The organism is Streptomyces sp. R818 (assembly GCF_056172735.1).
Genome location: NZ_JAOCNE010000016.1, coordinates 219,405 through 243,540, shown reverse-complemented (window position 1 = coordinate 243,540; position 24,136 = coordinate 219,405). Strand labels below are relative to the sequence as shown.

General features: G+C 74.0%; 17 protein-coding genes. 6 read left to right on the top strand and 11 right to left on the bottom strand.

What is annotated here, in order from left to right; genetic code table 11:
- Positions 1–31: 31 nt before the first annotated feature.
- The 3 genes from N5I75_RS39530 to N5I75_RS39520 all read right to left on the bottom strand — a co-directional run bounded on the left by N5I75_RS39530 (position 32) and on the right by N5I75_RS39520 (position 7,984).
- Positions 32–1,108 (bottom strand): TauD/TfdA family dioxygenase, encoded by a 1,077-nt coding sequence (locus N5I75_RS39530; protein ID WP_476685294.1) that lies wholly within the window; start codon positions 1,106–1,108, stop codon positions 32–34.
- Positions 1,105–6,396 (bottom strand): amino acid adenylation domain-containing protein, encoded by a 5,292-nt coding sequence (locus N5I75_RS39525; protein WP_476685292.1) that lies wholly within the window; start codon positions 6,394–6,396, stop codon positions 1,105–1,107. The genes N5I75_RS39530 and N5I75_RS39525 overlap by 4 nt, the downstream gene beginning before the upstream one ends.
- 1,096 nt (positions 6,397–7,492) lie before the next feature.
- Positions 7,493–7,984, bottom strand: coding sequence for a hypothetical protein (locus tag N5I75_RS39520; protein ID WP_476685290.1), 492 nt, complete (start codon positions 7,982–7,984; stop codon positions 7,493–7,495).
- Positions 7,985–8,397: 413 nt separating this feature from the next.
- On the opposite strand from N5I75_RS39520, the gene N5I75_RS39515 reads away from it, so the two are divergent.
- A complete protein-coding gene (locus N5I75_RS39515; RefSeq protein ID WP_476685289.1) occupies positions 8,398–9,681 on the top strand; it encodes an aminotransferase class V-fold PLP-dependent enzyme in 1,284 nt (427 codons plus the stop codon).
- A 179-nt stretch (positions 9,682–9,860) separates the two neighbouring features.
- Positions 9,861–10,457: a ScbR family autoregulator-binding transcription factor gene (locus N5I75_RS39510; protein WP_476685288.1), complete on the top strand. Its 597-nt coding sequence runs from the start codon at positions 9,861–9,863 to the stop codon at positions 10,455–10,457.
- A gap of 332 nt (positions 10,458–10,789) precedes the next feature.
- Here N5I75_RS39510 and N5I75_RS39505 read toward each other — a convergent pair whose 3' ends face one another.
- Positions 10,790–11,278, bottom strand: coding sequence for a nuclear transport factor 2 family protein (locus tag N5I75_RS39505; protein WP_476685287.1), 489 nt, complete (start codon positions 11,276–11,278; stop codon positions 10,790–10,792).
- A 277-nt stretch (positions 11,279–11,555) separates the two neighbouring features.
- On the opposite strand from N5I75_RS39505, the gene N5I75_RS39500 reads away from it, so the two are divergent.
- Positions 11,556–12,308, top strand: a complete 753-nt coding sequence (locus N5I75_RS39500) for a thioesterase II family protein (RefSeq protein WP_476685286.1) — start codon at positions 11,556–11,558, stop codon at positions 12,306–12,308.
- Between the two features lie 35 nt (positions 12,309–12,343).
- Here the strand turns inward: N5I75_RS39500 and argB are convergent, their stop codons facing one another.
- Positions 12,344–13,294 carry an acetylglutamate kinase gene (gene argB, locus N5I75_RS39495; protein ID WP_476685285.1) on the bottom strand — a complete coding sequence of 317 codons (951 nt, stop codon included), beginning with the start codon at positions 13,292–13,294 and terminating at the stop codon, positions 12,344–12,346.
- A gap of 265 nt (positions 13,295–13,559) precedes the next feature.
- Positions 13,560–14,936 carry a lysine N(6)-hydroxylase/L-ornithine N(5)-oxygenase family protein gene (locus N5I75_RS39490; RefSeq protein ID WP_476685284.1) on the bottom strand — a complete coding sequence of 459 codons (1,377 nt, stop codon included), beginning with the start codon at positions 14,934–14,936 and terminating at the stop codon, positions 13,560–13,562.
- 277 nt (positions 14,937–15,213) lie between these two features.
- On the opposite strand from N5I75_RS39490, the gene N5I75_RS39485 reads away from it, so the two are divergent.
- The gene (locus N5I75_RS39485; protein WP_476685283.1) at positions 15,214–15,858 is read left to right on the top strand and encodes an FMN-binding negative transcriptional regulator; all 645 of its coding nucleotides are present in this window, start codon (positions 15,214–15,216) and stop codon (positions 15,856–15,858) included.
- A 181-nt stretch (positions 15,859–16,039) separates the two neighbouring features.
- Positions 16,040–17,047: a ParB N-terminal domain-containing protein gene (locus tag N5I75_RS39480; protein WP_476685282.1), complete on the top strand. Its 1,008-nt coding sequence runs from the start codon at positions 16,040–16,042 to the stop codon at positions 17,045–17,047.
- Positions 17,048–17,277: 230 nt separating this feature from the next.
- Here N5I75_RS39480 and N5I75_RS39475 read toward each other — a convergent pair whose 3' ends face one another.
- The 5 genes from N5I75_RS39475 to N5I75_RS39455 form a co-directional block, all read right to left on the bottom strand.
- Positions 17,278–18,474 (bottom strand): acetylornithine transaminase, encoded by a 1,197-nt coding sequence (locus N5I75_RS39475; protein WP_476685281.1) that lies wholly within the window; start codon positions 18,472–18,474, stop codon positions 17,278–17,280.
- The gene (gene argJ / locus N5I75_RS39470; protein WP_476685280.1) at positions 18,471–19,622 is read right to left on the bottom strand and encodes a bifunctional glutamate N-acetyltransferase/amino-acid acetyltransferase ArgJ; all 1,152 of its coding nucleotides are present in this window, start codon (positions 19,620–19,622) and stop codon (positions 18,471–18,473) included. Before argJ ends, N5I75_RS39475 begins: the two co-directional genes overlap by 4 nt.
- On the bottom strand, positions 19,619–20,647 hold the full coding sequence (gene argC, locus N5I75_RS39465) for an N-acetyl-gamma-glutamyl-phosphate reductase (RefSeq protein WP_476685279.1): 1,029 nt from the start codon (positions 20,645–20,647) through the stop codon (positions 19,619–19,621). The genes argJ and argC overlap by 4 nt, the downstream gene beginning before the upstream one ends.
- A gap of 157 nt (positions 20,648–20,804) precedes the next feature.
- The gene (locus tag N5I75_RS39460) at positions 20,805–21,962 is read right to left on the bottom strand and encodes a serine hydrolase domain-containing protein (RefSeq protein ID WP_476685277.1); all 1,158 of its coding nucleotides are present in this window, start codon (positions 21,960–21,962) and stop codon (positions 20,805–20,807) included.
- A 334-nt stretch (positions 21,963–22,296) separates the two neighbouring features.
- Positions 22,297–22,908, bottom strand: a complete 612-nt coding sequence (locus N5I75_RS39455; protein ID WP_476685517.1) for a thioesterase II family protein — start codon at positions 22,906–22,908, stop codon at positions 22,297–22,299.
- On the opposite strand from N5I75_RS39455, the gene N5I75_RS39450 reads away from it, so the two are divergent.
- Positions 22,879–24,060, top strand: coding sequence for an IS4 family transposase (locus N5I75_RS39450; protein ID WP_476685276.1), 1,182 nt, complete (start codon positions 22,879–22,881; stop codon positions 24,058–24,060). The two genes, N5I75_RS39455 and N5I75_RS39450, sit on opposite strands and share 30 nt — an antisense overlap.
- Positions 24,061–24,136: the final 76 nt, after the last annotated feature.

Below are 24,136 nucleotides of genomic sequence, written 5' to 3'. Positions count from 1 at the left end.
GCGGGCGGGGGCGAGGGCGGGAGCGGGGCGGTCAGCCGATGACGCGGGTGGCGCCGTCCAGGCGCCCGGGGCGGGTGCGGCGCAGATCGCGCACCAGGTTGACCCGCTTGAGCCAGCGGTCCCCGCCGTCGAACCCGGCGCGGAAGGCGCGCCGGCCATGCACCACGTTGCGGTTGTCGACGAAGCAGACGGTGCCGGTGTCCACGACGACGTCGGTGAGGTTCCCGTCGAGGTGGGCGACGACGTGGGCCAGCGCCTCCGCGGCCTCGGCGTCGCCGTCCTGGGCGCGGAAGAAGTCCCGGTCGATGCGGAGCACCGGCAGGTCGGCGTGGCCTTCGAGGATCGGCACCGGGACGGGCACGAAGGCGCCGTCGGCGAACTCGTGCGCGGAGTCGGGCAGGGCGATGAAGCGGGGCTCGGAGAGGACCCGGCGGACGCGCTCGGGCAGCCGCCACGGGTCGACGTGGGCGAGGGTCGTGGCGATCCCGGCCGTGTTGCGCAGCGCGAGCAGGCCCACCCAGTCGGCGCGGTAGGGGGAGAAGGCATCCTCGGTGTGCCAGGCCAGTTCCAGGGCGCTGGACGCGGAGATCAGGCTGTTCTCGTACCCCTTGCTCGGCAGGATGTCGGTGACGAGGCGGCCCGCCTGCTGGGTGGCCCAGCCGGTGACGTCGCCGAGGAGCGCCGCGTACAGCACCAGCAGGCAGCCGTAGACCTGGCTCGCCTCCGTGTCCGCCTCGCTCCAGTGGCGCGGGGTCGCGCCGAGCGCCTCCTGGTCGACGAGGTTGCCGCGGATGAGGGTGGCGTGCGTGGCCTCGTCGCGCCGCGCGCTGTTCAGGTGGCGGCGTACCGCGAGCGGCAGTTCGTGGGCGAGGACCGGTGCCTCGTCGAGGAAGCGCGGGTCGTCGGCCGCCTTGTACGTCCGCAGGCAGGCCGCCGCCAGGGCGTGCGCGGCGCGGGCCTCGCGCGGCGTCAGGTCCAGCGCGTGGTGGTGCGTCGCGGCGATGGTGTCGTCGGCGATCGGGGCGGGGGCCGGGGCAGTGATCGTCATGGCGTTCTCCGGAAGCAGATCGATGGGGGTGGCGGACGCGGGGGCGGGGGCGGCGGTCACCGGGGCTCACCCGGCCGGCTGCCGAGGTGGTCGAGGCAGAGTTCGTAGAGGTCCTCGGCGTGGGTCTCGTGCCAGCCCTCGGGGGCGGCGACCGCGGCCGGCCACAGGGCGTGGTGGCCCCGGGGGTCGCAGAGGACGACGAAGGTGGCGAACTCGTCGGTGTACGGGTCGTCCTCGGCGGGCCCGTCCAGGACGCTCAGGCTGCCGTCGGCCTCGATGCGGGCGGCCTGGCCGGTGCGCCACATGCGGGCCGTCGTGCCGGGCGCCGCGAACGGGTCGGGCAGGAACCGCTCCCCGGTCGTCGTGGGCGTCCCGGCGTACCCCTGGGCCACGCCCGCGCCCGCGATGTAGAGGGCGCCCGTCTCGCCGGGGCCGACCGGGCGCAGCGCGGCGTCCAGGATGTGGGCGCGGTAGCCGGGGGCGGGCCGGGCGGGTCCGTGCCCGGTCTGCTCGACGACCAGGCGGCCTTCCACCCAGCCGCCGCTGACGGCGAGTTCGGTGCCTTCGGCGCGGGCCAGGGCGAGGAGCGCGCACAGCGTCTCGTCGGCGCCGCCGAGGACGGTGCGGGCGCCCGTCGCGCGCAGCCAGCCGAGCACCTCGTGCGGCACGGACGACCGGGTCAGCGAAGCCTCCGGCAGGTGCACCCGGGCGCCCGAGGCGAGGGCGCCGAGCAGACCGAGCGCGGCGTCCCCGTCCGGGTAGCCGTGCACCAGCCAGGCGGCCTCCGCCGGGCGGGCGAGGGTCGCGGCGGCGACGGCGGCGGAGCCGACCACGACCGTGCCGTCGTCGGTGGGCACCAGCAGCAGCGGGTCGTCGGAGGTCGCGGGGCGCAGCCGGTCGGCGTCGGTGAACGGCCAGTTCCCGGCCGCCGTCGGCTCGGCGGCCTCGTCGCGCACCAGGCGCGCCGCGCCCGGCACCTCCGCGAGCAGCAGGTCGGCGGGCCCGTCGAGGAGCAGCACCACGGGCCGCAGCCCGGCGGGGAGTTCGGGGACCGGGTGCGAGGGGTGCACCGGCAGCAGCGCCGCTCCCGTCCTGGCGACGGCGAGGGCGGCCACCGCGAAGGCGGCCGGGGAGGACAGGGCGGTGAGGACCGAGGTGCCGGGGCCCGCCCGGTGTTCGAGCAGCGCGTGCGCCAACAGGTCGGCGCGGGCGCCCAGTTCGCCGTACGTGAGCCCGGCCATGACCTGCGCCCCGGGGGCGTGGGCCACCTGGGCGGCGATCAGCGCGGCGGCGTCGCCCGGGGGCAGTGCGGTGCCCGCGCCCGCCCAGGCCCCGTCCGCGTCGGAGTGGCCGGGCGCCGGACGCAGCTTGCCGAGGGCGAGCGCCGGGTCGGCGAGCGCGGCCGCGAGGACGGCGACGAAGCGGTCGGTGAGGGCGGCGGCGGTGGCCTCGTCGACCGACGCGGCCAGGTAGGCGGTGGTGAGGCGGATCCCGGCGCTGCCGCCCGCCGCGGTCTGCCGCTCGGTCAGGGTCAGACCCAGGTCGGCGCCGGGCAGCACCGGGCGCCGCGGCTCGGGGCGCACGGCGAGGCCGGCCGCCTCGAAGCGCGCATCCGTCTCCTGGAGGACCGCGAGGGCGACACCGCCCGGCAGGGCGAGCGGGCTCGCGGCGTCGCGGTAGGCGGCGAGGTCCGTCTCGCGCACCAGGCGCAGCAGTTCGGCGAAGCTCGTGTCCGCCCGCGCGTCGACGGTGAGGGCGAGAGTGCGTCCGTAGGGGCCGACCGCGTCGCGCAGGGCCTCGCTGTCGCGGGCCGGGACCGGGGCGGCGACGGTGATCCCGCCGCGCGGGCCCGCGCCGAGCTGGGTCAGCAGGGCGACGAGCGCCGCGTGCGCCACCATGAACGCGGTGGCTCCGTGCTCGGCGGCGAACGCCGTGAGCCGGGTGTGCAGGTCCGCGTCGAGTTCGGTCTCCAGCGTCGCGTGCCCGGGGTCCGCCGACGCGGCCGTGGGAGCGTCCGGCAGGGCGGTGGGCGCGAGGTCGCCGTGGTGCGCGCGGGGCGCCGACGCGCGGGCGGCGGGGGAGCGGTGCGGGGTGTCGCCGGTGGCGCGGGCACCGTAGGCGCGGGCGAGTTCGGCCGCGAGGGGCAGGTGCGACCACAGGTCGACCGCGTCGGCGGGCAGGGACAGTTCGAGCAGGTGCTCGTCGGCGGACAGGGCGTGCAGACGGGTCCCGGCCGCGCCGATCCGCGAGTGGCGCAGCGCCTCGTGCCGGTTGCCCAGGTCGGCGAGGGCCGCGTCCAGGGCCCGCTCGTTCAGCGCCCCGTGCAGCCGCAGCGCCAGGGTGACGGCGCCCTCCGCGCCGCCGGGGCCGGTGAACGCGGCGGGGACGTCGCCGAGCAGCGCGGCGAACGCGGCCGGGGTCGGCGCCTCGTACACCGCCCTGCTGCCCGGGTCGGCGCCCAGCACCGTACGGGCCTTGGAGAGCAGGCGGGCCGCGGCGAGCGAGTGCCCGCCGATCCGGAAGAAGTCGGAGTCGGCGTGGACCTGGCCGCGCTCCACACCGAGCACCTCGGCGAACAGGTCGCGCACGATCTCCTGGAGCGGGGTGCCCGGCAGGGAGCCGGTCCGCTCGGTGGTGAACGACGGTGCGGGCAGCGCCTTGCGGTCGACCTTGCCGTTGGCGTTCAGCGGCAGCGCGTCGAGGAGCAGCAGGGCCGACGGGATCATGTAGTCCGGCAGCCGCTCCTGGAGGTGGGCGTTGAGGGCGACGTCGAGGCCGACGGTGCGGTCGAAGGCGTTCGGCGTGTTCGCGCAGTCCTGGGCGGCGACCACCGGAGGCGTGTGCACACCGGTCAGCGCGCCGGCCGGCACCCGGTCCGGGTCGACGAAGACGATGTCGAGCAGCGTGGCGTCCTCCCCCGACCAGGTCGGCAGCGCCAGGTAGCCCAGGCGTTCACCGGCCGCGCACAGCTCCTCGGGATCCGGCGCGACGGCGGGCAGGTCCGCCGCCGCCGCCAGCTCCGCGAGCGCCGTCGCCTCCTCGTGCACCCGGAGGTTGGGCACGGCGGCGAGGCGCAGCGTCGCGGGCCGCCCGGCCTCCAGGCGGTCGGTGACCTGCGCCGCCGAGGCGATGTCCCGGCCCCAGCGCAGGACGGGCGCCGTCGCGAGGTCGGCGACCGGCGCGGCGGTCGAGAGCACGGCCTCGTAGCGGTAGCGGGACAGTTCGTTGTGGTGCACGCCCCGCTTGACGCGTACGTCGACGGCGCGCACCGCCGGCAGTTCGCGGGCCAGCGCGTCGAACAGGGCCGGGGCGAGGAGGAGTTCGGTCTCCAGCTCCACCCGCTCGTCGACGGAGCGAAGCAGGGCGTCCCGGGTCTTGTCGGCGCCGCCGGGGGAGGCCAGCTCCACACCGGTCTGGAAGGTGCGGGCGAGGTCGAGGTTGCGCAGATCGCCGAGGAGCAGCGCGCCGCCCGGTGCGAGCAGCGGCAGGACGCCCTCGATCACGGTCCGCAGGTAGTCCAGGCCGGGGAAGTACTGGATCACCGAGTTGATGACGACCGTGTCGAAGTGGCCGGTGGGCAGGCCGCTGGTGTCCTCGGCGCCGCGGCGGTTGAGCCGGACTTTCGCGGCCAGCTCGGGGTCGGCCTGCGTCTGGGCGGTGAGCGCCGAGATGACCCGCTCGGAGAAGTCGGTGCCCCAGTACTCCTCGCACTCCGGGTCCCTGGCCAGGTGGCCCATGAGCAGGCCGGTGCCGACACCGATCTCCAGGACGCGGCGGCGGGGCAGCTCCCTGATGCGCTCCAGGGTGGCGCCCTGCCACTCCCGCATCTGCTCCAGGGGGATCGGGCGCGCGTCGTAGCTGCTGTTCCAGCCGGCGAAGTCGGTGCCGAGCTCGGCGGATCCGGCGTCGTCGTACAGCGTCTCGTAGATCTCCTTCCACTCGGTGACCTGGGCCTCGGGCTCGGCGGCGGCAGCGGCCGGTGCGGCGGGCACCACATGGGCGACCAGGCGCTTGTCGCCGTCCGGCGTCTCGTGCAGCGACACGGCCGCCGCGGAGACCCCCGGGTGGGCGGTCAACTGGGCCTCGATCTCGCCGAGTTCGATCCGGAAGCCGCGCAGCTTGATCTGGTTGTCGACGCGGCCCACGAACTCCAGGGCGCCGTCCGTGCGCAGCAGCACCACGTCGCCGGTGCGGTAGAGCGTGGCGCCGCTGCCGGTGAAGGTGTCCTCGACGAAGCGCTGCGCGGTCAGCTCGGGGCGGTCGAGGTAGCCGGTGGCCAGGCCGGGGCCGCCGAGCAGCAGCTCACCGGTGGCACCGGGCGCGGCCTGGGTCCCGTCGGGGGAGACGACGACGGCGACGGTGGCGCCGAGGGCCCGGCCGATCGGGATGGTCCGCGCGTCCTCGGCGGGCTCCTCGACCTCGTGCCAGGTGGCGAACGTGGTCGTCTCGGTGGGCCCGTACACGTGCAGCAGCCGCTCGGGCGCGCCCGCCGCGAACACCGCGCGCACCCGGCGCGGGTCGCAGGCCTCGCCGCCGAAGAGGACGGTGCGCAGCGGGGCGAAGGCCGCCGGGCGCTCCCGGGCGATGAGGTTGAACAGGGCCGTGGTCAGGAAGATCGTGGTGATGCCGTGGGCGGTGACCGCCTCCTGGAAGCGGCCCGGGTCGACGACGGACTCCTTGGCGAGACCCACCAGACGGGCACCGGCGGCGAGCGTCGTCCAGATCTCGAACGTCACGGCGTCGAAGGCGGGGTTGGCGGCCTGGGCGACGACGTCCGTCGGGTCCAGCCGCAGGTAGTCGTAGCTCCGGACGAAGTCGACGACGGCGCGGTGCGGGACGACGACGCCCTTGGGGGTGCCGGTCGTTCCCGAGGTGTAGCAGACGTAGGCGGCGTCGTCCGGGCCCGCGACCCGCTCCGGCAGGTCGGCGGGGCGGGCGGCGATCGCGTCGGCCTCGGCGTCGAGGTCGACGACCACCGTGTCCAGGCCCCGGTACTCCTCGGGGGCCGCGCCCTGCGTCAGCACGGCCCGCGCGGTGCTGTCCCGCACGATCAGGCGGCGGCGCTCCGCGGGGTTGGCCGGGTCGACCGGGACGTAGGCCGCGCCGGTCCGTACGACGGCGAGGAACGCGGTCACCATGGCGGGGCCCGGGGCGATCGAGGTGACCACCCGGTCCCCGCGGCCCACGCCCCTGGCCCGCAGGTGCGCGGCCAGGCGGTTGGCGGCCAGGCTCAGTTCGGCGTACGTGAGGGACGCGTCGCCGGCGACACCCGGGTAGGTGACCGCGGTCGCGTCGGGCCGCAGGTGGACGTGCTGCTCGACGAGGTCGGAGACCGACAGGACCGACATCACTTGGCTCCTAACGACGGGCGCTCTGGGCTTGGCAATTTCTTGCCAGAATGGTGGCAACACAGCTTGGAGGCCGGGTCTCGGAGTGCTTGAGCGATGGTGGAGTGGCTGGTCATGGGGGCGGCGGGGGGTTGGCCGGGCGCGGGGGGCTTGCCCGGGGGGGGGGGCGAGGTGGGTGGCGGGGTCGCCGGGCGCGGGCACGGGTGACGGGCTAGGCGCTTGCCAGGGGCCGGGGGCCGGGGGCCAGGGGCCGGGGGCCGGGGGCCGGGGGCCCGGGGGCCCGGGGGCCGGATGCCGGATGTCGGGGGCCAGCTGCCGGGGGCCGGGGCCGGATGCCGGGGGCCAGCTGCCGAGGCCGGTGTCCGGGTGGGCGGGGCTGAGCGCCGTAGCGGCTCCGGGCGGCGATGTGCCGGCGGGGTTGTCGCCGGGCGGGGCGTTCTGACGGGGTTGTCGCCGGGCGGGGCGCCCTGACGGGGTTGTCGCCGGGCGGGGGCGACCTGGCGGGGCCGACGGGGGCAAGTCGGGCGACTGCCCGGCGGCCCGACGACCCGACGACCCGACGGCCCGGCGGCCCGGCGGTTCAGCGCCCCAGTGCCCCAGCGACCCGGCGGGGCAGCGGCCCGACGCCCCAGCGCCTCAGCGGCCCGGCGGGGCAGCGGCCCGGCGGGGCAGCGGCCCGGCGGCCCGACGCCCCGGCGCCCCGGCGCCTCAGCGGCCTGGCGGCCCGGCGGCGCAGCGGCCCGGCGGTTTAGCATCCCAGTGCCCCAGCGGCCCAGCGACCCGGCGGGGCAGTGGCCCGACGCCCCAGCGCCCCAGCGCCTCAGCGGCCCGGCGGCGCAGCGGTCCAGCAGCCCGACGCCCCAGCGCCCAACGCCCAGCGGGCCAGCGCTCCCAGAGACGCAGCGTCCCAGCGGCCGGGGCAACCGGTCGGTCGCCGTTCCGAGGTGACGGGGGACTGCCGCTCAACAGGGGCGTTCGGCGGCGCGGTCCGCGCTGCGGGGCGGTCGTCGCCCGGCGAACAGCCGAAACCCCCGCGGCGGCCTACGGCCGGCGGGGGTTCTCGATGGCGCGCGCCCGTCGTGAACGGGCGGGTGGATCAGACAGTGGCGGTGGCGGGGGCGATCGGCCAGTCGTCGCCGGGGACCGAGGCGGGGGCGATGGGCCAGTCGTCGCCGGGGGCAACGGCGGGGGCCACCGGCCAGTCGTCGCCCGGGATCGAGGCCGGGGCGACGGGCCAGTCATCCCCCGGGACCGAGGCGGGAGCGATCGGCCAGTCGTCGCCGGGGGCAACGGCGGGGGCCACCGGCCAGTCGTCACCCGGGATCGAGGCCGGGGCGACGGGCCAGTCATCCCCCGGGACCGAGGCGGGGGCGACGGGCCAGTCATCCCCCGGGACCGACGCGGGGGCGACGGGCCAGTCATCCCCCGGGACCGACGCCGGGGCCACCGGCCAGTCGTCGCCCGGGATCGACGTGAGCGTCGTGGGGGCGCTGAGCGCCGACGCTGTCGTGGCGCTGATTCCGACGCCGGTGAAGGCGGTCGCGGCGACGGCGGCGGCGGTGACGGCGATCCGGGCGATGCGGTTCATGGCTGACTCCTCGGTGACAACTCTGCGGTTCCCGTTTGGCAACCTTCTGCCAAGAAGATTGGCAAGGAGTTCTCGGGAATCACTCGCAAATCGGTCAAATATGACCGGAGTTGGGCACCAGGGATGCTTCACGTACAGGTGAGACAGGGCCAAAAGCGCTGGTGAGGGCCGCCTGGCCAGCACAGCGACAACTCGGCGGCGGCTCCGGAAACGCCTTGGCAAAGCTGGGCAACCACTGGAGAACGGATCCGGCCCGAACCGGGGAGCCGGCGACGTCGAGCCGGATTGTCCGTTTCGACCGTTCCACTAGAGCGTCACCGGAGAGCATGTTGCCAACAGTCAAAGGGAGTTGGCAACGTAGTGCCAACTCACTGGCAAACAATTGCCTCATGGAACGGGGGGAGGCCCCGGACATGACTGCGACGGCCCACGGCGATCCCAGGGTCCACCTGGACGCGGCCGGACAGGGCCTCATGCCCACCGCCGCTCGCGCTGCCCTCATCGAGTGGACACGTCACGAAGACCGCTACGGTCCCTACGAGTTGGAGGAGTACCTGGACGACGTCGTGCACGACGAGCTCCGCGCGCGCCTGACCGCCCTCCTGCGGGCACCGGCCGACGACACCGTGCTGTTCACCGGCTCGGCCGACGCCTTCGCCACCGTGGTGTCGCGCCTGCCGCTCGGCCCGCACGACCGGATCTGGACGACCCCCTACGAGGGTGTCGCCAACCTGACCGCCCTGCACGCGGCACGCGACCGCACCCGGTGCGGTCTCGACGTCGTTCCGCTGCGCCCCGACGGCGACCTCGACCTGGAGTGGATGGCCGCGCACATCGACGACGACGTCGCGTTCGTCTCGGTGACGCAGGTGCCTGCGGGATGCGGCATCGTCAACCCCGTCGAGGCGATCGGCCGCATCCTCGCGCCCCACCGCTGCCTGTACGCCGTCGACGCCTCCTACGCCGTGGGGCAGTTGCCGGTCGACGTGGGGCGCACCGGATGCGATCTGCTGACCGGCGACGGCTGGCGGTTCCTGCGGGGGCCGCGGTTCATCGGGTTCGCCCACGTCTCCCGCAGACTGCGCGAGGCGCTCGTACCGCCCGGCATCGTGCCGCTGGTGCCCCCGCACGGAGCGGCCGTCGTCGCGCTGAGCGCGGCCCTCGCCGCACACCGGGACGAGGCGCCGGACGAGGCGCTGGCGGCCGCGCTGCGCACCGCCGTGGAGGAGGCACCGGGCACCGAACTGATCGTCCCGGGGCGCCTGCAGTCCGGCATCCTCGCCTTCCGGCACGAGCGGATGCCCGCGGCGCACATCCGGCGCCGCCTCGCGGCCCGCGGGGTCGACGTGCGCAAGACGGTCGCCGGGGAGTCCCCCCTGTTCCGGCCCGGCCCCGGGTTCAGCACCGCCGTGCGCGCCTCCGTCCACCGGGACAGCTCACCGAAGGACATCGAGCGCTTCGGCGCGGCGCTGCACGAGATCCTGGCGCAGGAGGTGCCGCACCCGCGCACCCGTACGCACCACGACGCGGCGCCCGTCCGTCCCGTCCAACCCGTCGGGACCTTCCCGCCCGTCGGGACCTTCCCGCCCGTCCGGCCCGTCCAACCCGTCGGGACCTTCCCGCCCGTCCGGCCCGTCGAGCCCGTCGAGCCCGTCCAGCCCGTCCGTCCCGCCCTGACGCTGGTCGGAGGTGCGTAACGGCCCGGGGCGCCTAGAAACCGTACGCGCGGTTTGTTATTGTTCCAGGCGTGGGTCCGTACGCCGACCTGCCGCGACGTGAGAAGCGGCGACCCGCCTCGGAGAGAGCGCAGCGAGCGGCGGAGCGCGGCGGTGCCGGGCAGGCGACCTGCCGGGACCGCCCCGCAGCCAGGAGGAGCATGATGGTCAAGCAGGAGCGGGCGGTCCGGACGCGGCAATTGCTGGTCCGCGCCGCGGCCGAGGTCTTCGCGCGGGACGGGTTCGCGCTCGCCTCGCTCACCACGATCAGCCGGTCCGCCGGGGTGAGCACCGGCGCCCTGCACTTCCACTTCCCCAGCAAGCGGGCGCTGGCGGACGCCGTCCTCGACGAGGCGGCCGCGGCGATGGACCGGGCGACCCGCAGGGCCGACGAGATCGCCGACCCGTTGAGAGCCCTGGTCGAGGGGGTGCACGGCCTGCTGGGCGGGATCGCGGACAATGTCGTCATGCGCGCCGGCTTCGGGCTCTCCGGTGATCCGGCGCGCGCCCGGGGCGAGGTGGATCTGCGACAGCGGTGGCAGCGGTGGATCGAGCGCACGCTGCAGCGCGCCGAGCGTGAGGGGCGCCTCCCCGAGGGCATGTCCTGCGCGCAGATCGCGCCGATCGTCACCGCGGTGACCGTGGGCTTCGAGGTTCTCGGCTGCCGGGACCCGGCCTGGCTCACGCGCCGGAAGATCGACCGTTTCTGGGAGCTGCTGCTGCCCCGGCTGACGAGCGGGGTCCCGACTCGCGGGTGACCTCGGGACCAGGCGCGACCGCAATGCAGCGCGACCGGTCGGTTTCCGCTGCGGGCTGTCTGGGCTGCGCGGCGTACACCGTCACGAACGCGGCGAACTGCCGGCTGCCGCAGGCCGGTTCGAGGGCGGTGAGCGGCACGTGCGTACCGAAGCCGCGCGACAGCGCGCGATGTGTCTCCAGAGCGGCGGCGACCAGCGCGCCGAGGGGGAGAGGCGCCTCACCGCACGAAGGCGCGGGCGACGGCGCGGATGACGGCGCGGATGACGGCGAGGGGGAGGGCGAGGGCGCGGGGTGTGCCATGACAGTTCTCCTCGGTCTCTCGGCCCGGCTCTCAGGCCAGGTCGTCGCGGGTCACCCGGCGGTGTGCGATGCGCCACGTGTCGCCTTCGCGCCTGAGGAGGTCCTCGAGCACGCACACGTGCAGGACTCTGGAGTCCGCGCCGGGCGGCACCGCGTACGCCAGTGCCGAACAGCGCGTCCGCAACGTCGCGTCGGCCTGGGGGCGCACGTCCAGCATGCCGATCCAATGGGCGAGCCGGTCGCCGGCCGACCGTCGCGCCGCCGCCTGCTCGCGCGTCCAGAGGGCGAGTCCGGTGCGGACCGGCATCGGTCCGGGCAGGAACGGCAGCTCCAGGAGCGCGTCGTCCGTGAAGATCTCGGCCCAGGCCCCGGTGTCGTGCGCGTCCAGGATCCGCATCTGCTCCGAGTAGAAGTCCTGCGCCTGCGCGTACAGGGCGGCGAACTCCCCGCCGCCGAGCGTGCGTCGGGCGGCGCTCGCCAACTCGACGGTCATGGTCCGGCCCTCGCTCTCGTCCGTCACCGGAACTGCCAGAAGGAGTCCGTCCGGAGCGCTCCGGGCGACCGGACTGGGTCCGCACAGCATCCGGGACCGGCATCGCGCCCCCGTCCAGTCCTCCTTGAGCGCGCCCGGCCCCGCGCACCGCGACGAGGAGCGATGAGGCCGCGGAGAGAACGCGACGAGAACCGGTCGAGGTTCGCTGGTGCCGGGCGCCCGGCACCCGTACGCCCGGCTATCGTCCGAACGTCGCGGCCGAGGCCGTGGGACATCACCGAAGTGCCTCAGCCAGGGAGTCGCCATGCACAGGGCGGAAGAGCCGGAGCTGCGTCTGTTCGTGTTCCACCACTCCGGTGGATCGCATCTGGCGTACCGGGACTGGCCCGCTCACTTCCCGGCCGGCTGGGAGGTGCGCTGCCCCGACGCGCCGGGCCGCGGGCCGCGCGACGGGAGCCCCGCGCTGTCGAGCACCGACGCCCTGCTCGACCACCACCTGCGCGAGCTGGACGGTGAACTGACCGGCCGTTTCGCGTTCTTCGGGCACAGCATGGGCGGGATGGTCGCCTACGAGCTGACGCGCCGCCTCCTCGACGCGGGCCGGACCCCGCCGGTCTGGCTCGGGGTGTCCGCGCGCGGCACCCTGCACCCGGACGGCGACGCCCACCGCAGGCACCTGCTCTCCGACGACGAGCTGCGCGCGGAGCTGGCGGCGATGGGCGGCACCCCTTCCGTGGTCCTCGACCACCAGGAGCTGTGGGACCTGTTCGCCCCGACCATCCGCGCGGACCTGCGCATCAGTGAGACCTGGCGCACCCCGCCGCTCGCCGCGCCGCTGCCGGTGCCGCTGTCGGTCTTCGGCGGCACCCGCGACAAGGTGGCGCCGCCGCACCGCCTCGACGGCTGGGCGGACGTCTGCGAGCACTTCCTCGGCCGGCACCTCTTCGACGGCGGCCACTTCTACTTCCAGGACCGCCTCGCGGAGGTGGCCGCCCGCATCCAGCGGGACGTGCTCCGGGCGGAGGCGCTCACCGGCTCCGCGGCGGCGGTGCGCTGACCCGGCACACCGCCACCGCCCGGCCTCGTCAGGTCCTATGCCGCGCCGGCGACCTGAGGCTGCAGCCAGCGTTCGTCGGCCGCGGCCGCGGGGGTCTCGTCCGGGTCCGGCAGGATCACGGTGCCGACCCCGTCGTCCGTGAACATCTCCAGGAGTACGGAGTGCGGGACCCGCCCGTCGATCACCCGGGCCGCGCCCACCCCGCCGCGCACGGCGTTCAGGCAGCCGGTCATCTTGGGGACCATGCCGTCGTGCAGCTCGGGCAGCAGCTTCTCCAGCTCCTTTGCGGTCAGCCGCGCGATGACCTCCTCGCTGTGGGGCCAGCCCGCGTACAGGCCGGCGACGTCGGTCAGCATGACGAGCCGCTCGGCACGGAGCGCGGTCGCGAGGGCGGCCGCGACGGTGTCGGCGTTGACGTTGTAGACCCGGCCGTCCTCGACGCTGCGGGCCAGCGGGGAGACCACCGGGATCCGCCCGTCCGCGAGGAGGCTGTCCAGGGCGCCGGTGTTGACGGACGTGATGTCACCGACCCGGCCCACGTCCACCGGCTCCCCGTCGATCCACGGCCGGTGCCGCACGGCGAGCACGGTGTCGGCGTCCTCGCCGGTCATGCCGACGGCGAGCGGGCCCGAACGGTTGATCAGGCCCACCAGTTCGCGCTGCACCTGACCGGCCAGGACCATCCGCACCACGTCCATCGCGGCCTCGGTGGTGACCCGCAGGCCGCCCTTGAACTCGCGCTTGAGTCCCCGCCGCGCGAGTTCGGCGTCGATCTGCGGTCCTCCTCCGTGCACCACCACGGGGCGCAGCCCGGCGTAGCGAAGGAAGGCGATGTCGCGGGCGAAGGCGGCCGTGAGGTCCTCGTCGACCATGGCGTGCCCGCCGAGCTTGACGACGACGGTGCGCCCCTGGTGCTGAGCCAGCCACGGTAAAGCGTCGCCGACGGACTGTGCTTTGAACAGGGCCGGGTGTGTGCTGAGGGACATCAGGACCTCGCTCAGAACGAAACGTTCGACTTTGACGTGTGGGGCTTCGGCTGTGCCGCATCATCGCGCTTTTCCGCGGGCGAGCGGAAGGGAATTCCGGCGGTACGTGAAAGGACGGGAAGGGAGGGGAGAGACGGCGATGGACGGCGACAGGAACGGAATTCGCCCTTCGCTCGGCACGCGCTCGGAAAGGAACAGGGAATGGCTTGAGCGGAGTTCGAGCGGAGTTCGAGCTGCGTGGGAGCGGATGGTGAGCCGTGCGCTTTCACACGACCGAGGGCGTGATGTCCTGAGTGATGTCCTGCGTGATGTCCCCGGCCAGCGGACGGTCGAGTTCGCGCTCGGTGCGACGGAGCACGATCGAGTCGGCTATCTCCCCGCTGCGGACGGCGATGTTCGACAGCAGGGACGAGGACAGGCCGTGGCTGTGCTCGGTGCCGCCCTGGAGGTAGACGCCGCTGCTCAGCTCCGGCGTGCTGACGAGGCGGTAGTCGCGCTCCACCCGGTGCCGGCCCGCCGCGTCGCGCAGGAAGTACCGGTCGAAGTCGCCCAGCAGGCGGGCGGGGTCGAGGCCGTCGTACCCGGTGGCGAAGACCAGGGCGTCGACGGCCAGTTCCTCGGTGCTGTCGTCCAGGAGCGAGCGCAGCAGCACCCGTGTGTCGTCGCCGGCCCGCCGGACCTCGGCGACCCGGGTGAGGTTGCGGAACTCCAGCCGACGGACGCCGCTGACCTGCTCGTCGTACGAGCGCTGGTAGAGGGCGCGGATGACGTCGGAGTCGACCACCGAGTAGTTGGTGTTGCGGTGGTAGCGCCAGAAGGCGTCCTGGGCGGTCTGGGTGCCGTAGTAGTAGTCGTCGACCGCGGCGGGGTCGAACACCTGGTTGGCGAAGGGGGTGTCGTCGGCGACGGTGTAGCCGTACGACGGGACGATCGCGCTCACCTGGGCGTGCGGCAGCGTGTCGTGCAGGAAGCGGGTGATCTCGGCGGCGCTCTGGCCCGCGCCGACCACCGCCACGCTGCGCAGTTCCTTCGGGTCGCGGGCGTTGAACCTGCTCAGGAACTCCGAGCTGTGCCAGACGTGGGCGTCGGAGGTGACGCCCTCGGGCAGGCGCGGGACGAGGCCGGTGGAGATGGCCACGTTGCGGGCGGTGACGACGCTGACCGTGCCGTCGGCGCCGCGCGCCTCGACCTCCAGGAGGCCGGCCGAGGTGGCACCGGGCTCCGTGACCGGACGGACCGCGGTGACCGTGGCGCCGTAGGTGACACGGTCGTCGAGCCCGGCCGCGGCCCACTCCAGATACTGGTGGAACTCCTGCCGGGTCGGGAAGAAGTCCTGGTTGTTCACGAACTGCACGAGCCTGTTCGAGGCGTGCAGGAACGAGATGAAGCTGAAGCGGGACTGCGGGTTCCTGAAGGTCGCGAGGTCCTTGAGGAACGAGATCTGCATGGTCGTCGACGGCAGCACCATGTTCCGGTGCCAGCCGAACCTGGGCTGCCGCTCGAAGAAGTGGGAGGTGACCGGATGCTGCGCGGAGCTCGCCCCCTGCTCCTCCAGGGCGACCGCGAGCGACAGGTTGGACGGGCCGAACCCGATGCCGACCACGTCGTAGATCTCCTGGCTGAGGCTGCCCGGTGTGTCCATGGAATTTTCCCCCATGTGTGTTGGTGGAATTACTGGCTTGGCAAAACCTTGCCAGGATCGTGGCAACACATTCCGGAGAGTTGATCCAGGGCTGGTCGAGCGGCGCTGGAGTCCCTGGTGAATAACCGCTTTCCGGGCGCGACGGCGATATGGTCGGCCCGGGCCTTCCGGCCCCCGCGTGGCACGGCCTGTGGAACAGGCGCCCGCACAGAATGCGATCCGTCATTTCCCGTGGCAGAGCCGTGCCGTGAGCGCACGGCCGAAAGGATGCATCCGGATGTTCGTTCCCAGCTTTTATCGCGAACCGGACAGTTCGTGGATGGTGGACCTGATACGCGGGAATCCGCTGGCGCTCGCCGTGTCCAACGGCGCCGCGGAGGACGGCCCGTTCGCCACGCACCTGCCGGTCATCTTCGACCCGGAGACGTCCTCGGACGTCACCGGCGACCTGCCGGGCATCACCCTGCTCGGGCACATGAACCGGGCGAACCCGCACTGGGCCGCGCTGCGGACGGGCGGCGTCCTGCTGCTGACGTTCACGGGCCCCCACTCCTACGTGTCGCCCACCGTCTACGAGAAGAGTCCGGCCGCGCCGACCTGGAACTTCACCTCGGTCCACGTACGCGGCGTGGTGGAGAAGATCTCCACGATCGAGGAGACGCTGGACGTCGTGCGGTCCACCGTGCGCGCCTTCGAGGGGGACTTCGGCGCGGGCTGGGACATGACCGGCTCGCTGGACTACTTCCGCAAGATCGTGCCCGCCGTGGGCGCGTTCCGGTTCACGGTGACCGGCGCCGAGGGCATGTTCAAACTCAGCCAGGAGCAGCCCGGCGAGGTGCGCGAGCGGGTGCGCGAGTCGTTCGGCCAGAGCGGCTGCACGTACAAGCGGGAGACCGCAGGCCTGATGAGCCGGCTGCCGTAGCCGCTCGGCTCCCGCTCCACGGGCGCCCGAGCCCAGCCGCTCGGCTTCCGCTCCACGGGCGCCCGAGCCGCGCTGGAGAGGGCCTCGGCATCTTTTGCAAACCAGTGGCCCGGTATGTTTTTCTCGCCTGGACGGCCTGCGGGGGCCGGCATCCGCCGGCGCCACGACGGAGGAGGGTCTCTTGACGGGGGTTCGGACGGTCACGGCGCACATCACTCGGGCTCCGGACGGCTCCGGCCGGCGGCGGGCCGTTCTGGCGCTGCACACGCTGCGGGACGCCGACTCGCCGAGGCTCGACGGTGAGGACGACGCGCGGGTGCGGCAACTGGCCGAGCTGGACGCGCCGTTGCCGCCGATCCTGGTGCACCGCGCGACGCTGCGCGTCATCGACGGCATGCACCGGGTCAAGGCGGCGCGGCTGCGCGGCGACGCCACCATCGAGGCGGAGTTCTTCGACAGCGACGACGGCGACGACACCGACGCCTTCGCCCTCGCGACCCGACTGAACATCGCGCACGGGCTGCCGCTGACCCAGGCGGACCGGGCCGCCGCCGCCGAGCGGCTGCTGCGCGCCCGGCCCTCCTGGTCGGACCGGCGGATCGCCGCCGACGCCGGTCTCTCCGCCGGTACCGTCGCCGCCATCCGGCGCCGTTCGACCGTTCAGGACGAACAGTTGAACGCGCGCATCGGCCGGGACGGGCGGGTGCGCCCGCTGCGCGCGACCGAGGGGCGGCTCCGGGCGAGCCAGGTGATCGCCGCGAACCCCACGGCGACGCTGCGGGAGATCGCCGCGGTCGCCGGGATAGCGACGGCCACCGCCAAGGACGTACGGGACCGGATGCGGCAGGGCGAGGGGCCGCTGCCCGCGGGCCGGACGCCGGGCCGTACCGGTGCGCCGGCGCCCGACGCGCCGGTGCCGTCCGGCGCGCCCCGCGCCACGGCCCGGGTCTCCGCGGCCGCCATCAGCCTGCTCCTGCCGAGCGTCTGCAAGGACCCGTCGCTGCGCACCGAGGCCGGACGCACCCTGCTGCGGATGCTGAGCGCGCACTCGATCGGCGACGAGGCCAAATGGCTCCGCCTCGCCCGCAGCGTGCCCGGTCACCGGGCGGATCTGCTCGCCCAGGCGGCCCGCCGCTGCGCCGATCACTGGCTCCGGCTGGCCAACGAGCTGGAGGCCCGCAGGGTTTGACGCGTTGCCCGTGGGCCCGGGTGTATGCGCGGGGCGGCCGGGCCTCTGGCGCCGAGGCCGCCCATGTGTGTACTTCGGGTGCGCCACCGTCGTGGCTGGGCGCGCAGTTCCCCGCGCCCCTGGGGAGTTGATTCGGTCGGGGGGCTTGGTGGGCTGCTTGGCTGGTGTGTGCTGCGGGTGCGCCGCCGTCGTGGCTGGGCGCGCAGTTCCCCGCGCCCCTGAGGGACTCGTCAGGCGGCCCTTTTGACGGGCGTGTCCGGCAATGCTGCTCGCAAGGTCGTCAGGCAGGTGTCCACCTCTTGGGGCGTGACCGTCAGGGGTGGGGCGAAGCGGAGGACCGTGGGGGATACCGCGTTCACCAGGACGCCTCTGTTCTGAAGTGCCTGGCGGACCTCGGGTGCCAGGGCGTCGCGCAGGACCAGGGCGAGGAGCAGGCCCGTGCCGCGGACCTCGCCGGCCAGGGGGTGGTCCAGCGCCTCCAGGCCGCGTCGCAGGCGTTGCCCCATGCGGGCCACCTGGGCGAGGAGGCCCTCGCGCTCGATGGTGTCCAGGACGGCGAGGGCCGCCGCGCACACCACCGGGTTGCCGCTGAAGGTCGACCCGTGCGTGCCGGGCGTGAGCAGGTCGGCGGCGGCGCCGAAAGCGAGCGTGGCGCCGATCGGCAGGCCGCCGCCGAGCCCCTTGGCGAGCGTGACGACATCCGCCTCGACCCCGTCGGCCTGCGCGGCGAACCAGTGCCCCGTGCGCCCGATGCCGGTCTGGATCTCGTCCAGGACGAGCAGGGCACCCGCCGCCGAGGCGATCTCGCGGGCGGCCCGCAGATAACCGGGCGGCGGGACGATCACCCCGTTCTCGCCCTGCACCGGCTCCAGGACCACGAGCGCGGTGCGCGGGGTGACGGCGCGCCGCAGCGCCTCGGTGTCGCCGTACGGTACGTGGTCCACGTCGCCCGGCAGCGGAGCGAACGGACGCTGTTTCGCGGGCTGTCCGGTGAGGGCGAGCGCCCCCATGGTGCGGCCGTGGAAGCCACCGGCGGCGGCCACCATGTGGGCGCGGCCGGTGAGCCGGCCGATCTTGAAGGCCGCTTCGTTCGCCTCCGCGCCGGAGTTGGAGAAGTAGACCCGCCCGCCGCCGCGCCCCGCGAGTCCGAGCAGCCGTTCCGCGAGCCGCACGACCGGCTCGGCGATGAACAGGTTCGACACGTGTCCGAGGGCGGCCACCTGTTCGGACACGGCCCGCACCACGGCGGGATGCGCGTGCCCCAGCGCGTTGACCGCGATCCCGCCGGTGAAGTCCAGGTACTCGGCGCCCTCCGCGTCCCAGACCCGCGTGCCCCGGCCGCGCGCGAGCGCCAGCGCGGGCGTGCCGAAGTTGTCCATCATGACGTCCTGCCAGCGCAGCGCCAGCGCCTCGTTGCCACCGCTCATGACGCGTACTCGCTGTTCTCGTGGACGTAGGCGGCGGTGAGGTCGTTGGTCCAGATGACGGCGGAGTCCGTGCCCGCGCCGAGTTCGACGCGGAGGTGGACCTCACGGGCGGACAGGTCGGCCAGCGCGCGGTCGTCGCCGACCGATCCGTCCTTGCAGACCCATACGTCGTTGATGGCGACGGCGATCCGGTCCGGGTCGAAGACGGCGCTCGTGGTGCCGATGGCGGACAGGACGCGGCCCCAGTTGGGGTCCTCGCCGTGCAGGGCGCACTTGAGCAGGTTGTTGCGGGCGATGGAGCGGCCCACCTCGACGGCGTCGTCCTCGCTCGCGGCGCCCGCCACCTCGACGCGGATCTCCTTGCTCGCGCCCTCCGCGTCCGTGATGAGCTGCCGGGCCAGGCCGGCGCAGACCTCGCGGACCGCCTCGGCGAACACGCCGTGCTCCGGGGCGGTCCCGCTCGCGCCGGAGGCGAGCAGCAGGACGGTGTCGTTGGTGGACATGCAGCCGTCGGAGTCGACCCGGTCGAAGGTGACCCGGGTGGCGGCGCGCAGCGCCCGGTCCAGGTCCGCCCCGTCGACGACCGCGTCCGTGGTGAGCACGACGAGCATGGTCGCGAGTCCGGGCGCGAGCATTCCGGCGCCCTTGGCCATGCCGCCGACCGTCCACCCGTCGCGGCTCACCGCGGCCGTCTTGTGCACGGTGTCGGTGGTCATGACGGCGACGGCCGCGTCCTCGCCGCCGCTCCTCGACCGCCGCAGAACGGTCTCGTCGACGCCCGCCAGGAGCCGGTCCATGGGCAGGGTGACGCCGATGAGCCCGGTGGAGCAGACGGCGACGTCCGCCGGGGCGAGGCCGAGCCGGTCCGCGACCCGCTCGGCGGTGGCCCGGGTGTCCCGCGCGCCCTGCGGTCCCGTGCAGGCGTTGGCGCCGCCGGAGTTGAGGACGACCGCGCGCAGCGCGCCGTCGGCGACGGCCTCGCGGGTCCAGTGGACGGGGGCGGCCTGCACACGGTTGGAGGTGAAGACGCCCGCCGCGTCGCGCCGCGGCCCCTCGTTGACCACGAGGGCCAGGTCCTGTGCTCCGTTCTCCTTGATGCCGGCGGCCACTCCCGCCGCGGTGAAGCCTCGTGCTGCGGTGACGCTCACGGTGCGACTCCGATCGTGGAAAGGCCCAGCGCTTCCGGCAGGCCGAGGGCGATGTTCATGCTCTGCACGGCCCCGCCCGCCGTGCCCTTGACCAGGTTGTCGAGGGCGGCGACCGCGACGATCCGGCCCGCCACGGGGTCCAGGGCCACCTGGACGTGCGCGGCGTTGGAACCGATCACGGCGCCGGTCGCGGGCCACTGCCCCTCGGGCAGCAGCCGGACGAAGTCCTCGTCGGCCAGCGCCTTCTCGTACGCGGCCCGCACGTCGTCGGCGCCGACGCCGGGGCGGGCGGCGGCGGAGCAGGTGGCGAGGATGCCGCGGGGCATCGGGGCCAGGGTGGGTGTGAAGGAGACGGTGACCGGCTCGCCCGCCGCGGCGCCCAGGTGCTGGCTCATCTCCGGTGTGTGCCGGTGCGTGCCGCCCACGCCGTAGGGCCGCATCGAGCCCATCACCTCGCTGCCGATCAGGTCCGTCCGGGCGGTTTTGCCCGCCCCCGAGGTTCCGGAGGCCGCGACGACGACCGCCTGCGGTTCGGCGAGCCCGGCCGCGTAGGCGGGGAAGAGGGCGAGGAGGGCGGCGGTCGGGTAGCAGCCCGGCACCGCGATGCGCCTGGCTCCCGCCAACTTGGCGCGTCCGCCCGGCAGTTCGGGCAGGCCGTACGGCCAGGTGCCCGCGTGCGGGGTGCCGTAGAACGTCTCCCACGCGGCCGGGTCCGCGAGGCGGAAGTCGGCGCCGCAGTCGAGGACGAGCGACTCCTCGCCCAGCTGGGCCGCGAGCGCGGCGGACTGCCCGTGCGGCAGGGCGAGGAAGATGACGTCGTGGCCCCGCAGGGCCTCGGCCGAGGTGGCCAGGACCTCGCGGTCGGCCAGCGGTGACAGGTGCGGTTGCAGGGCGCCGAGGCGCTGTCCCGCGCTGGAGTGCCCCGTCAGCACGCCGATCTCCACCCCGGGATGGGTCAGGAGCAGGCGCAGGAGCTCACCTCCCGCGTATCCACTGGCTCCCGCCACGGCTGCTCGCACGGTCATGAGTCCTCCCCGTTGACAGACATGTCGTTCTAACGCGGGCGCGGGCCGGTCATCAATGGGTACTGGCGTGTTCATGACAAATTAGTTGTGACGAACAATGCGCTGCGGGGACCGAGGAGCGGGCCGGCGACCGGCCCGCTCCACGACGCTCGCGGTGTCAGCCGGTGGGTGTGCCGCAGAACTCCGCGTCCAGAACGGTCAGGAGCGACGCGCCGCCCCAGTCGCTGTTGAAGTTGAACGTGAGGACATGGCTGCCGTCCTCGGAGAAGGCGGACACCGAGATCCAGCCCACCGCGCCGCCGTCGTGGTACCAGACGTCGCCGCAGCCCAGCGTCAGCCGCTCGATGCCGAGCCCGTACGACGAGACCGGGACGTCGGGGTTGACGACGGTCGCCTTCATCTCCTTCACCTGCTGCGCGGGCAGCAGCTTTCCGCCCATCAGGGCCGCGTAGAACCGGTTCAGGTCCGCGGCGCTGGAGATGATGTCGCCGTTGCCCCAGGCCTGCGAACCGTTCACCTCGGTGACGTCCTCCACGCGGTCCGGCTGGTCGGCGAAGAGCCGGGAGTAACCGCGGCTGCTCGGCTGGGGCAGCTTGGTGCCCGTGCCCGGGTTCGACGTCGCCGTCAGGTTCAGCGGGGCGATGATCCGGCGGCGGACCTCGTCCTCGTACCTCTTGCCGGCGACCTTCTCGACGACCATCGCGGCGAGGAGGTCGTTGGTGTTGGAGAACCAGTGCCGGGCGCCGGGCGCGTAGGCCGGCGGGTGGGAGAGGGCCACCTTGACGCGCTGGTCGTGCGGCAGGGTGTCGTAGCGGTGCTGGAGGTAGCCGTCGCCGAGCACGTACGTCTGGACGTACGAGGCGTCGGAGAAGTAGTCGAACAGGCCGCTGGTGTGGTTGAGGAGCTGGCGCACCGTGATCGCGCGGCCGTCGTTGCCGTTGCCGGTGACCAGGCCGGGCAGCCAGCGGTCCACGCTGTCGTCGAGGCTGAGTTTGTTCTCCGCCTCCATCTGCAGGAGCACCGTAGCCACGAAGGTGGCGGTGATGGCGCCGGTGCGGAACCGGTCGCGCTGGCCGCGCGCCGCGCCCGTCCGGAGGTTGCCCACGCCGGTGGCCGACTTCCAGACCCCGGACGCGTCGCGCGCCTCGGCGGTGACGCCGGGGACCCCGGCGGCGACGGCCGCGTCGATCGCGGCCTGCGTCGCGGCGTGCGGGGCCGTCGTGGCCCGCGCGGGGCCCGTGAAGGCGGTGGCCATGACCGCGCAGGCCGCCAGGCCCACCAGGCCGGCCCTCGGTCTCATCCGTCGTGTCGTCATCGCCAGCTCCCCTGTCCTCGGCCGTGATTGGCCGATGCCTTACTTGTGCGCTCTGACGGCGGCACCGTAAGTCAGCGGTGTCCTGGGCCGGTAGCTTGTACGGGTTTTCCGCGGACCGGCTCCCGGGTGACCAGGGGCGATGGGGCGAACAGGTCCCCTGCGTACGGCAGTTGGGTGCGTGCCCGGCACCCTGCTCGGGCCGGTCCCGGATGCCGTGGGGCGGCGCACGGACGGCCGGAAGCGGTCGGTCGCATTCCGGCCTGAGCCGTCCCCTGCCCGGCGCGCAGAGCTCCATGTGCGGTGCGACAGGCCGGAGTTGGGCGCCGGACGGGACTCAGAGGAGGGTGGGTGCCGTTGTCGCCTTGAGCGCCGTGGTCGCGTCCTGTCGGATCCGGCGCAGCAGCGGGGCCGGGTCCGGGGCGAAGTAGAAGTGGCCGCCGTCCAGTACCCGTAGGCCCAGGAAGTGCTCGGTCAGATCCGCCCAGCCGGCCATGCGCGCCGCCGAGGCCGCGTCGTCCGCGGTGCCCGCGAAGGCGGACAGGGGCACCGGCAGCGGGCCCGCGCCGGGGCGGGGCCGCCAGCCCTCCACCACGCGCAGGTCGGCCCGGATGATCGGGGCGAACACGGCCCACAGGTCCGGGTCCTCGAAGACCTCGCCGGGCGTGCCGCCGAGCCGCCGCAGACGGTCCCGCAGCGCGGAGTCGGACAACGCGCCGTAGCGGGTCAGGTGCTCGGCCGCGCAGGGTGCGGGCCGCGCCGAGATGCCGACCCACACGGGCCGGGGAAGGCCCCGTTCGACGGCCAGGCAGGCGATCTCGTACGCGAGGAGGGCTCCCATGCTGTGGCCGAACAGGGCGTAGGGGCAATGCCGTTGTTTTAACTGTTCGGCGTAGGCTGCTGCGTACTGCTCCCGGGGGTGGTGCCAGTGTCTGTGAGTGTGTCTGATTTATCGGGTCTGGGGCTGTTGACCTGGGTGTATCCGCCGGGTCTGGTGGATCGTGTGGTGGCTGCCTGCGGGCGGGTGGAGCAACGCAGACGGCTGCTGCCGGCCCGGCTGGTGGTGTACTTCGTGCTCGGCCTGGCACTGTTCTCGCCCGCTCCCTATCTGGAGGTTATGCGGCACCTGGTCGAGGGCCTGCGGGGTCTGGGACTGCTGGGTGACTGGCGCATTCCGGCGAAGTCCTCGCTGTTTCGGGCCCGGCAGCGGCTGGGGAGTGAGCCGCTGCGGGTGCTGTTCACCGCGACGGCGAAACCGCTGGGCACCGAGAGCACGCCGGGGGTGTTCTGGCGGGGCCTGCGGCTGCTGGCGGTGGACGGCACCTGCTGGGACGTCGCCGACACGGTGGCCAATGAGGCCGCCTTCGGCCGCCCGGGCAACGCCCGCGGCCCGGAGAAGAGTTCTTTCCCGCAGGTGCGGATGGCCTGCCTGGTGGAGACTGGCACGCATCTGGTGCTGGACGCGGAGCTGGCCGGCTGCCGCACCGGTGAGGTCACCCTGGTCCGGCGCCTGCCCCGCTCCTGCGGGCCGGGCCAGCTGGTGCTGGCCGACCGCGAGTTCCTCGGCGTTTCGTTGTGGCGGGCCTTCACCGACAGCGGCGCCGATCTGTTGTGGCGGGTGCCCGCCAATCGCGTCCTGCCAGTCGAGCGGGTGCTGCGGGACGGCTCCTGGATCTCCCGCATCCACGCCAGCACCGACTCCGCGAAGCGGGATCCGGTCACCGTGAGGGTCCTGGCCTACCGGCTCGACCACGCCGGCCCGGCGGCCGGCGACTACCGGCTGGTGACCAGCCTGCTCGATGCCCGCCGCTTCCCGGCGCGTCAACTGGCCGCGCTCTACCAAGAGCGCTGGGAAGTCGAGTCGGTCCTGGCCGAGCTCAAGACCCGCCAGCGCGGCGCGCACACCGTGCTGAGCAGCAAGACCCCGGACGGGGTGCTGCAGCAGATCTGGGCCCACCTGCTGGTCCACCGGGCCCTGCGTGAGCTGATGTTTCGCACCGCCGCCTCCGGCGGCCTGGATCCGGACCGGATCTCCTTCACCGAGACCCTGCGCTCGGCCCGGCGCAGCGTGACCGTCACGCCGGGCCGTTTTTCCCCCTGACCTCCTGGTCCAGGCGCTGGTCCTGCTCGAGCACGACCTGTTGGAGCGGCTCCTGCCGGTCAGACGCCTGCGCAGC